Source organism: Dysgonomonas sp., from assembly GCF_035323175.1.
Lineage (GTDB): Bacteria > Bacteroidota > Bacteroidia > Bacteroidales > Dysgonomonadaceae > Dysgonomonas.
The window spans coordinates 296615-308766 of sequence record NZ_DAOKYH010000003.1 but is presented as its reverse complement, the minus strand read 5'-3'; the positions used below and the strand labels follow the sequence as shown (position 1 = coordinate 308766).

Here is a 12152-nt window from a genome sequence, read left to right as displayed (position 1 = left end):
CAAAGTCCGTATACATCTAATTGTATGCGGACTTTTGCTATTTATACAATCCAAGTACACAAAGGATAATAGAAAGATACAAATACATATCAGACAGCATAAGAAAAGGAGAGCCTATCATAGCTCTCCTTTTTTGTTTTGTATTCTCAAGTAAATAATTAAGTTCTTATATTTCAAACAAACGTGTTCTTGCAAGCAGGCATGCTCCTATCATTCCTCCTCGATCTCGTAAATTAGATAATACTATTTTAGAATCTTTGTTTACTAAATTTAATGAATATTTTCGAATAGCTGTTTTTATTGGCTGCATAATGTAGTCACCAGTTAGAGATACGGTTCCCCCTATTATAACCATCTCAGGATTGAATATATTAATTAATCCGGCGATATGTTTTCCTAATTCAAGTCCGGTTCTTTCAACTAATTCGATGCAAAGAATATCTTCTTTGTTTGTAGCTTCTATAATATCTTGTAGAGTAATATGTTTTCCTTCAAGAATTTTTTTTGACAGTATAGATGAAGCACCGTCCTTAATAGCTTGTTTTAGATGTCTATATATGGCAGCTCCGGAAGCTTCTGTTTCAAGGCACCCTTTTTTTCCACAATGGCAAAGGATCTCATTGTCGAAAGCTTGTATGTGGCCAAATTCTCCCGAAAATCCAGATTTACCGCTATAAATCTTACCGTCAATGATAATACCTATAGCTAAACCCCAGCTAACATTTACAAATATGATATTTTTTTCATTATTCACACATCCGGCTAAGTATTCTCCATAAGTCATAGAACGAGTGTCATTATCAATCGTAACTCTGTAACCTATTTTAGAGCTTATAATTTCGGATAAAGGCCTCTCTTCAAAATAAAAAATGCTATAGCTGTATCCTGATTCAGGATTTACACGCCCAGAAATATTAATATTAATATTTAATATTTTATCTTGCTTTATATCTTGTTTATGGATAAAAGATAATATTATCTTGCATAGATGATCAAGGCTTTCAGGGCTGTTTTCTATTGAGTAAGGGATCAGTTCTTCGTCTATTAAATCTCCTTTGAAGTTCATAATACCGATATGTACTCTAAAATGTTTAATATCTACGCCAATAAAAAATCCTGATTCGGGATTTAATCCATAAAGGCTAGGGTGACGTCCCCCACTAGTTTCTAATTTTCCTTTATCTTCAATGTAACCGTCATCACACATTTCTGCTATTAGTTTGGTAACAGTAGGAATGCTTAAATCCAATACTTTTGAAAGCTCTGTAATCGTAGAACTTCCAGATTGTATATAGTAATTAATAATATTTTTTTTTATTAGGGCAGATTTTGTACCCTTCTCTATTTCTTGAAGCAATTTAGTATCCATTTTAATTTATGATTAAAGAGAGATGCTTATTTACAAAGATAATAAAATCTTACCTATTATTCTTTTTATTGTTTAATAATTAAAATAAATAATAGCTTTATTTTAAAATATTTTATTTAATGGGTCTTATTTGATTTACACGTATATTATTATGTGTTTCTGATGTTGATATATTTAAAAAATAGATTATATATTCAATATTAACTAAAAAATATAATTAAATAAGTCTTATTATTGAAAATAGTTTATATATTTGTAGCGAATAAGTCCTCAGGACACTCTAAATAAACCATTCTCGTTAAATTTTTTTAGTATTAAGAAAACACAAAATATTCCAATGAAAAACAAAAGTCGTAGAGAATTTTTAAGGAATGCTGCTTTGGCTGGAATTGCTGCTAGTGTAGTACCTGCAATAAACAGTTACGGTAATACGACGGTCAGAGAATCTTCTTTGTCTGAATCAGGATTGATTGTACCTAAAAATCAAGGATTACATATATCCGGTACCTTTTTAGACGAGATCTCACATGATATACCTCATCAAAATTGGGGTGAGAAAGAGTGGGATAAAGATTTTCAATATATGAAAAGTATTGGTATCGATACTGTTATTATGATACGTTCCGGTTACAGGAAATTTATTACATATCCTTCCCAATATCTTTTGCGAAAAGGATGTTACATGCCTTCTGTCGATTTGTTGGATATGTATCTACGTCTTGCTGACAAATATAATATGAAATTTTATTTTGGACTATACGATTCGGGAGAATACTGGGATACGGGTGATTTACGTGCCGAGATCGATCATAATAGATTTGTTATAGATGAAGTATGGGAAAAATATGGACAAAAGTATAAGAGTTTTGGAGGCTGGTATGTTAGTGGCGAGATAAGCCGCAAGACTAAAGGAGCGATAGATGCTTTTCATACGATGGGCAAACAGTGTAAAGATGTTTCGGGAGGTCTACCTACCTTTATTTCTCCATGGATTGATGGGAAAAAGGCTGTAATGGCAGCATCGGGAACATTGTCTAAGAATGATTCAGTTTCTGTACAGGAGCACGAACGTGAATGGAGTGAAATCTTCGATGGCATAAAAGGTGTTGTGGATGCCTGTGCTTTTCAGGATGGACATATTGATTACGATGAGTTAGATGCCTTCTTTGAGGTAAATAAAAAAATGGCAGACAAGTATGGCTTAAAGTGTTGGACTAATGCTGAAACTTTTGATCGTGATATGCCTATAAAATTTTTGCCTATAAAATTTGACAAATTGCGGATGAAGCTCGAAGCAGCTCGTCGTGCAGGTTATGATAAGGCTATTACTTTTGAGTTCTCTCACTTTATGAGCCCTCAATCTGCATATTTGCAAGCCGGACATCTATATGACAGATATAAAGAATATTTTGAAATAAAATAACCCCCGAATATAAAGTATGAATTCGAAAGCAAATCTTAAATATGTAAGTTTTCTGTCTCTTGCTGCGGCTTTAGGTGGTTTTCTTTTTGGATATGATGCAGCAGTAATATCAGGAACAATAAGCCAGATATCAAAACAATTCTCATTAGATGAGATAATGCAAGGATGGTATGTGGGGTGTGCATTGATAGGATCTATTGCGGGAGTAGCCATGGGTGGAGTAATTAGCGATACGTTTGGACGTAAAAGAACTCTACTTGTTTCAGCAATATTATTTGCAGTATCATCTGTCTGGTGTGCCATAGCTTCTGATTTCGATCATTTGGTGTATGCTCGTATGATAGGTGGGGTGGGAATAGGTATTGTATCTATTGTTTCGCCTTTGTATATATCTGAAATATCTGTTGCCCAATATAGGGGACGTATGGTGTCTCTTTATCAATTGGCTGTTACAGTTGGTTTTTTAGGTGCATACCTCGTTAATTTTGCTTTGTTGAGTTATTCTAAGACAGGAGCAGAAGATCTTAATTCTCCTTGGTTATCTCTCATTTTTCACGAGCAGGTTTGGCGTAGTATGTTAGGTATGGCGGCTATACCATCCATGTTGTTTTTTGTTATTATTTTCTTTATACCCGAAAGTCCAAGATGGTTGATTTTGAAAAAAAGAGAAGAGAAGTCTTTTGCAATATTGAAGAATATATACGGATCTGATCAGATGGCCAAATATGAATTGAATGAGACTAAAAGTGTATTAGGAAATGAAAATAAAGCTAATTGGCGCGATTTACTAAAGCCGGGAATAACGAAGGCTGTATTGATAGGTGCAGCGATAGCTATACTTGGTCAGTTTATGGGAGTTAATGCTGTTTTGTATTATGGGCCTTCGATATTCGAGAGTAGTGGTCTGTCTGGTGATGATTCACTCTTTTATCAGGTAATTGTAGGGTTAGTAAATGTATTGACTACTATTCTAGCAGTTTTTATAATAGACAAAGTTGGGCGAAAGAAACTCGTTTACTTCGGAGTTTCGGGTATGATTATATCGCTTCTTCTTATTGCGGGATATTTTACGAAAGGCACGGAACTAGGTATACCTAGCGTATTCTTACTGATCTGTTTTCTTGCTTATGTTTTCTTTTGCGCTATATCTATTAGTGCTGTCATATGGGTCTTATTATCAGAAATGTATCCTATAAAAGTGCGTGGACTTGCAATGTCTATTGCCGGATTTTCTTTATGGTTCGGAACGTATCTGATCGGGCAATTAACACCTTGGTTATTAAAAAATCTTACCTCAGCCGGAACTTTTATCCTTTTTGCTGTCATGTGTATTCCTTATATGTATATTATTTGGAAACTTGTACCTGAAACTACAGGAAAGTCGCTTGAGGAAATAGAAAAGTACTGGAAAAAACAACCATAATATACAATAATACAATGAACTTATTAGAACTGGAGAAGCAATACAAAATGGAATTGCTAGATAATGTTTTACCCTTTTGGATCGAACATTCAATAGATAAAGAGTATGGGGGTTACTTCACTTGTCTTGAAAGAGATGGTAGTATATTCGATACTGACAAATTCATATGGTTGCAAGGCAGAGAAGTGTGGATGTTCTCAATGCTTTACAATAAAGTAGAGAAGAAACAAGAGTGGCTTGACTGTGCAGTACAAGGAGGAGAGTTCTTGAAAAAATATGGACATGATGGCAATTATAATTGGTATTTCTCACTGAACAGACAAGGAGAACCTTTGGTAGAGCCATATAATATTTTTTCGTACACGTTTGCTACCATGGCTTTCGGACAGCTTTATAAAGCAACAGGAAATGAAGAGTATGCTCAAATAGCAAGTAAGACATTTGATATAATTCTTTCTAAATCGGACAATCCGAAGGGAAAATGGAATAAAGCTTATCCGGGAACACGGAATCTGAAAAATTTTGCATTGCCGATGATCTTGTGTAATCTGGCTTTAGAAATAGAACATCTTCTTCCACCCGAAACATTGAATGACATGATAGATACATGTATTCATGAGGTGATGGATGTCTTCTTACGGCCCGAGCTTGGCGGTATCATAATTGAGAATGTAACACTCGATGGAAAACTGTCCGACACTTTCGATGGACGATTGGTAAATCCAGGGCATGCAATAGAAGCTATGTGGTTTATAATGGATCTGGGTGTAAGATTGAATAATAAACAGCTGATAGATAAGGCTGTTAAGACTACCCTTACAATGTTAGAGTATGGATGGGACAAGAAATATGGTGGAGTTTTCTATTATGTAGATAGGCTTGGGTATCCTCCTCAACAATTAGAATGGGATCAAAAATTGTGGTGGGTACATTTGGAAACCCTGATTTCTTTGCTAAAAGGATATAAACTAACAGGCTCGAAAGAGTGTCTGGAGTGGTTTGAAAAGGTACATAATTATACATGGGCTAATTTCAAAGATGAAGAACATCCCGAATGGTTTGGTTATCTCAATCGCAGGGGTGAAGTTTCTCTTACGCTAAAGGGCGGAAAATGGAAAGGATGCTTTCATGTACCTCGCGGTTTGTACCAATGTTGGAAAACACTTGAAGGAATAAATCAGAACTCTCAAGCAGAGAGCTCTAGTTGCAAAAGTGAAGTCTTACGCTAAAAGAGTAATTAATATAAACTAATTAATTTGAAAACATGATTGTTAACTTATCTTAAAAAATGCATAATGAAAAAACGTATTCAGACATGTAAGATGAGAGTATTATTCTCAATTCTGCTATCATGCTTGTTTCTAAGTTTGCAAGCACAAAAAACGGTGACAGGTACGGTATTTGATTCCAACAAAGAACCTTTGGTGGGAGCAAGTATTAAACTTGGAGGAACAAAAACGACAGTAATTACAGATCTTGATGGGAAGTACACGATTACGGTACCTAATGGAGAGGGAGCTCTTGAATTTTCATATATAGGTTTTAAACAACATATAGAAAAGATAAATAACAGGTCGATAATAGATGTCGTTTTGGAGGAAGATTCTCAGCTGATAGACGAAGTTATTGTTGTAGGCTACGGAATACAAAAGAAATCGAGCATGACTAGTGCTGTTTCGGCGCTAAAGGGAGATGATTTGATAAAAGCTCCCGCTACAAATGTTTCCAGCTTGCTAGGTGGACGTTTGCCAGGAATATCTTCTGTTCAAGAAACAGGAGAGCCGGGACTAGACCAAGCTGTACTGAGAGTACGCGGGTCAAAATATGGAGTAGTATATATTGTAGATGGAATGCCTCGATCTATAAATGATATAAATCCGAATGATATAGAATCGGTATCTGTATTGAAGGATGGAGCAGCCGCTGCTGTATATGGACTCGATGCTGCAGGAGGGGTTGTTATTATATCTACTAAAGGAGGTAGGCAAGGTAAGCCTGAAGTTACTTATACCGGGTCTGTCGGAGCTTCTTTGAATGCAAACTTCCCTAAGTTTATGAATGGACCTCAGTTTGCTCATTATTACAATATGGCGGACTTAATGGACAAATTGGCAAGTGGAGCTATTACAGATAGAAAACAATATGTTCCTATTTTTACAAATGCGGATATTGCGGCTATGACCAATGGCGATCCGACAGACGGATGGGATAATGTAGATTATATAAACGAGGTATTTGGTACAGGAACGAACCAAAATCATAATGTTACATTACAGGGAGGTTCTGAAAATGCAAAATATTATACCTCTTTTGGCTATTTGGGTCAAAAAGGGAATATTGATAATTTTAAATATCGCAGATATAATCTACGAACAAAGATTGATGCTCAAGTTTCTAATAATTTCTCTATATCTATCGGACTTGCAGGCAATATAGGCAGAAGACAAACTCCGGGATTCTCAGCAGGAGGTGGCGACAATGATCCTTGGGCAGGAGAAAAAGGATGGTTGTCTATAGCACGGCAAACAATAGCAATGCATCCTTATTTACCCATAACATACGATGGTTTGTACACAGCTACTCCGTTGCGTAATACAGGATTGCCACATAGCCCGCTATCGGCAATCTATGAATCAGGTTTTAAAAAGACAAGATCTACAGATTTACAGACAAATATCATCTTGGAATATAAAATTCCGTCGATAAAAGGTCTTAGTGTGAAAGCTACAGGAGCTTATGACTATGGAACATCTCACAATAAGAATTTGAACACACCATACTATTTATCAGCAATTAGTTTACCGGATTCTAATAGCAAACTTGGATATGCCAAAACAATAGATCCTAGATCTAATACAACGATAAGTTTGGGTGAAGGACAAACGACATACGAAACCATGGTAGGACAAGCCGGTATATATTATGTAAACTCTTTTGGAAAACATAATGTGGATTTGATGGCTTTGGGAGAAATGAGAGACTATAAATCAAACTCTTTTTCAGCTTATGTAAAAGGGTTGTCTATCGCAGAACTTCCAGAGATAAATTTTGGTAGCACACAGGATTCTCCATCTAGAGGAAAGAGCTCTGCATCGCGAAATGTAGGTTATGTTTTCCGTGCAAGATATGATTATGCCAGCAAATATTTAGCTGAAGTTACAGGACGGTATGATGGTTCATATTTATTTGCAGGTAGTGGTAAACGTTGGGGACTTTTCCCTTCGGGGTCAGTTGCATGGAGAATATCACAAGAAGATTTTATGAAAGATTTTTCTTTCATCGATGATCTTAAGATTCGTGCATCTGTTGGGTTATTAGGTTCTGCTACAATTAATGAATATGCTTTTTTAAATCTCTATAATTTGACTAACACAGGGGTGTTACTCAATGGTAGTCTAAATAATATTGTAGAACCGGGTGTAATAGCTAATCCTGATTTAACATGGGAAAAAACATTATCATATAATACAGGGTTTGACCTTTCTATGTGGGGAGGAAAATTCGGAGTTGAATTTGATCTGTTTTATAAATATAATTACGATATCTTAACATATATGGGTGGTAATTATTCCCCGTCTATGGGTGGATATTATCAGACATATGCCAATTATAACAAAATGGATACCAAAGGTTTTGAGATCTTGTTGTATCATCAAAATTCGATAACCCTTGCCGATAAGAAGTTTAGCTACAGAATATCCCCTAATGTTACTTTTGCAAGAAGTAGATGGTTGCGGGTAGCAGAGCAAGCAAATTCTCCCGAACATCAAAAGCTTACAGGACGTAAATACGGATCTATTTCAGGATGGGTCGCAGAAGGTTTGTATCGCTCAGAAGAAGAGATAGACAACTCTGCTTGGTATAGCTCACGTCCGAATGTAGGTGATATCAAATATAAAGATTTGAATGGTGATGGTAAAATTGATAGTCAGGATCGCGGATTTATTGGTCGTACCAATCGCCCTGAACTAACCTTTGGTGTTAACATAGGTGGAGACTGGAATGGATTCGATTTCAATGCTCAATTTACAGGAGGGGCGATGTTTGATGTTTCAATGACAGGTACATACTATAATGGTTACGACGATAATACAATATGGACTCAAACATTTAAGGAAGGTTCAAACTCTCCTTTATACCTTGTCGAGAATGCTTATAATATTGATAATCCGAATGGAACATTCCCTCGACTTACATTAGGTTCTCCGGGACATGGCGGTGATAATGGATTAGCTTCTACATTCTGGCTTCGTGATGGAAAATATATCCGTCTAAAATCGGCTCAGCTTGGCTATACTATTCCTAATAAAATAGTAAAGAAAGCAGGGTTAAGTAAGGTTCGTATATTTGCCGAAGGCTCAAATATATTTACTCTCAGCGGGCTGCCAAAAGGAATAGATCCGGAATCTCCAGGAGTTAATAATGGTTATTACCCACAACAGAAAACCTTTATGGGTGGGATTACTGTTTCGTTTTAAATACCTTAAATACCAGAATTATGAAATCAAAAATATTAAAAATTGCACTCTTTTGCGGAATATTGACATTCTGTGCGTGTGACGATTATTTGGATATGACTCCTACCGATTCGGTTTCGGATAAAACGATATGGAGTAGCGTACCAAATGCAGAAATGGCGATAAATAATTACTATAATTACATAAGTTATCTGAGCAACTTTGACTCCGGACAATCTACTGCCGGTATTACAGAAGGATTTACCGATATGTTGAAATATGGAGCAATGACATACAATGCTCACATGTATGTACCAAACGAATTGGCTTATGGAGGGACAGTATTGACTCCAACTTACGTTTCGGCTTATCTGGGAAATTGGGGCAAGATGTATGAATATGTACGTATTGTCAATCAAGGGCTATCCGATTTGAGAAAATGGGGTACAGGTATTGAAGATAGCGAGTTTAAGAGGTTGGAGGGAGAAATCAGATTTTTCCGTGCATGGTTGTATACAGACTTGTTAAAGCGCTACAAACAAGTTATCCTGTATAATGAAGATTTGACTCAGATAAAGAAAGATAAACCGTTAAGCCCTGAGAGCGAAGGGTGGGATATGGTGGAAGCTGATCTTCGATTTGCAGCTGCGAATCTACCGTTAGCAAATAAAAACACATCTAATAATACACGGTTAACAAGTGGTGCTGCTTATGGGCTTCTTTCAAGATCGATGTTATATGCTAAAAGGTGGGATGTTGTTGTGGAGGCTTATGAAGCTCTAGAAAAACAAAATATTTATGGACTAGTTGATGATTTTGCTGATGCTTTCGATCACGAAAAAGCCCTGAATGGAAAAGAAACTCTTTTGGTATATGCTTATGACAAAAATGGCGTATCACATTCTTTTGATAATTATTTTGCTCCCGGTGGAGACGAAAACAATAGCGTATCCGGAGGTATGGGAACGCCTACGCAGGAAATGGTAGAATCATTTGAATTGGCAACAGGAGGATTCCCGGATTGGTCTGCTTGGCATACTACATCAGGAACGGATCAAACACCGCCTTATGCTGATCTTGAACCTCGATTTCAAGCAACTGTATTATACAATGGCGCTTCGTGGAAAGGCAGAAAAATAGAGCCTTATGTAGGGGGAAAAGATGGATGGGCTGCATGGAAGGTTGATGCTGTTCCAGCGGGACGTACAACAACCGGATATTATTTGAGAAAACTGGTTGATGAGACACACGATTTCTCGGAACAATCTCAATCTACTCTTCCATGGGTGGCTATTCGTTACGCCGAGGTTATCCTTAATTATGCAGAAGCTTCTTATAATCTCAACAAAACAGCTGAGGCTAATAATGCGGTACGTCGTATACGTACTCGCGTTGGATTGCCATACTCAGATAAGGCCGGTAGTTCATTGTTTGATGCTATCCGTCAGGAAAGAAAAGTAGAGCTTGCTTATGAAGGTCAATATTACTGGGATATGAAACGTTGGAAGTTGGCTCATACTGCATTTACAGGAACGCGAGTTCATGGACTGAAAATAGAGAAAGATGATGCAGGTACTTTTGTGTATACGTATGTTGATTGCGATTTGCAGGATCGTCACTTCCCTCAGAAAATGTATCAAATACCTTTACCTGTAGACGAACTGAACTCAAACTCGGAGGTAGAACAATATGCTGAATGGAAATAACCTAATAACTAAAAAAACACAGATTATGAGAGTATATCTATATATATTTATAGCATTATTATCGCTATACTTTGCTGGCTGTCAAGATCCGGATACACTGACACCTACTGTAGAACGTAATGCTTTGACAAGTCTAAATGCAACCTTCACCGAAGGTAAATACATGGAAGGAAATGACAATGCAGGTACTTTTACCTTAAATATCACAGACCCTTCAGTTTCGGAATATGTGATAGAAGTGCCTTGGTATTATCCCGAAAATACAGATGAATTAACAGACATTACCCGCATGAGGCTACGTGCCGAATTAGGAAATAATTGTACTCTCTCTCCTGGTCTAGGGATTGTAGACCTAACGAAGGATAATTATTATACATTGACTTATCCCGACGGAAGTAAGCGTCAAATAAATATTAAAGGATCTATATATAAACTCAGAAAATGTGAAATCACTTATTTTGCAGTATCTGATGTAGCAAACGATATAGAAGTAACAGGCTCTATAAATAATGAGACAGGAGTTATTACATTGATATCTCCGGACGATTTGTCAAACGTGACTGTAGATATGAGTGTATCACCACATGCCACATTTAGTCCTTCTATAGAAGGCAAGACCTTCGATTTCAATTCTGCTAAAGAATTTACGGTTACTGCTCACGATGGGGTAACTAAGAAAACCTATACAGTGAAGAAGGAAGTACCGGATAAGATTAGTTATGGATTTGTAGAAGGTAGTCAAACAGATCTTTGGGCAATAAATCCTGTATCTGTTGGCTTAACATGGGGATCCGGCAATACAACTCTTGCAGCTATCAAAAATCACCTAATAGTTTCTGCAGGAGATGGTACGGCTCCGGTTTATCTGAATAGAATGACAGGTGTATTGCTTGGTAAAATAAATATGGGATCGGCAAAAGCTACAGGGTGTGTTACTAATGATGATAATAATAACCTGCTAATTGTAAACGAAGCAGCAGCAGGACAAGCTTTGAATATATACCGTACAAACTCAGTAACAGCAACCCCTACACTATTCCTTTCATGGACTAATACATCAGGGTTGCCTATATCGAGAGTTGTAGTCAGAGGAAATATAGACGGGAATGCAGTCGTACTTGCCACATGCGATGGAGTAAGTGGAGTGTCCTCATCTAGTCAGGTTGTTCGTTGGGATATTGCGGGCGGAGTAATAGGTGCTCCTCAAACTATAACATTCTCTAATGTTGGAGGATGGGGTGGAGGAACCAGCAACACGCGTGTAGTTCCTCTTTCGACCACTAAATCAGACGGATATTTCTTGTCTTACTATAGTGCAAACACTCTTTATCACGTTGATGGTAGCACTAATGCAGGAAGTTCTAAAATAGTTTATGGCGATGGTTCTAGCTGGGGATATAATCTCAACCGTTTAGATGTTAGGGTATTTAATAATGCTCGCTATCTGACTATGGGACTAATGTCTCACTTCCCTCAATGGGGTATGAATGCCGCTGTTTATTTGTATGATGTCACTAGTCTTAGCATACTTACCGGCGATGTGACCAATTCACCGGCATTGGTTTACAAGAAAAGTTTAGATTCCAATTCTGGATCAGATGGTATTTCGGCTAATGGTGATGTAATTCTGGTTCCTTCTACAAATGGCTTTTATATGCACTTGTACTATTGGGATAACAACACCAAAATGCTGGGTGCTACTAGTTTCAATTGTATAGATCAAAATTGATATTGAATATTTATCACCGATACTCTAATTTAAGTTGGAGTATCG

General features: G+C 36.9%; 7 protein-coding genes. 6 read left to right on the top strand and 1 reads right to left on the bottom strand.

Features of this window, described 5'->3' with window-relative positions; genetic code table 11:
• Positions 1 to 166: 166 nt before the first annotated feature.
• Entirely contained in the window at positions 167 to 1369 is a 1203-nt protein-coding gene (locus tag PKC55_RS06810; RefSeq protein ID WP_283686580.1) for an ROK family transcriptional regulator, read from the bottom strand.
• A gap of 337 nt (positions 1370 to 1706) precedes the next feature.
• Between PKC55_RS06810 and PKC55_RS06805 the strand changes: the two genes are divergently transcribed.
• From PKC55_RS06805 to PKC55_RS06780, 6 genes are all read left to right on the top strand, one after another.
• Positions 1707 to 2792, top strand: coding sequence for a DUF4434 domain-containing protein (locus PKC55_RS06805; protein ID WP_283686581.1), 1086 nt, complete (start codon positions 1707 to 1709; stop codon positions 2790 to 2792).
• 16 nt (positions 2793 to 2808) lie between these two features.
• Positions 2809 to 4215 (top strand): sugar porter family MFS transporter, encoded by a 1407-nt coding sequence (locus PKC55_RS06800; protein WP_291124242.1) that lies wholly within the window; start codon positions 2809 to 2811, stop codon positions 4213 to 4215.
• Between the two features lie 14 nt (positions 4216 to 4229).
• Positions 4230 to 5444: a n-acyl-d-glucosamine 2-epimerase gene (locus PKC55_RS06795; RefSeq protein ID WP_291124244.1), complete on the top strand. Its 1215-nt coding sequence runs from the start codon at positions 4230 to 4232 to the stop codon at positions 5442 to 5444.
• Positions 5445 to 5510: 66 nt separating this feature from the next.
• Entirely contained in the window at positions 5511 to 8693 is a 3183-nt protein-coding gene (locus tag PKC55_RS06790) for a SusC/RagA family TonB-linked outer membrane protein (protein ID WP_283686584.1), read from the top strand.
• Positions 8694 to 8713: 20 nt separating this feature from the next.
• Positions 8714 to 10378, top strand: a complete 1665-nt coding sequence (locus tag PKC55_RS06785; RefSeq protein ID WP_283686585.1) for a RagB/SusD family nutrient uptake outer membrane protein — start codon at positions 8714 to 8716, stop codon at positions 10376 to 10378.
• Positions 10379 to 10403: 25 nt separating this feature from the next.
• Complete coding sequence (locus PKC55_RS06780; protein WP_291124247.1) at positions 10404 to 12107, top strand: DUF5018 family protein; 1704 nt, start codon at positions 10404 to 10406, stop codon at positions 12105 to 12107.
• Positions 12108 to 12152: the final 45 nt, after the last annotated feature.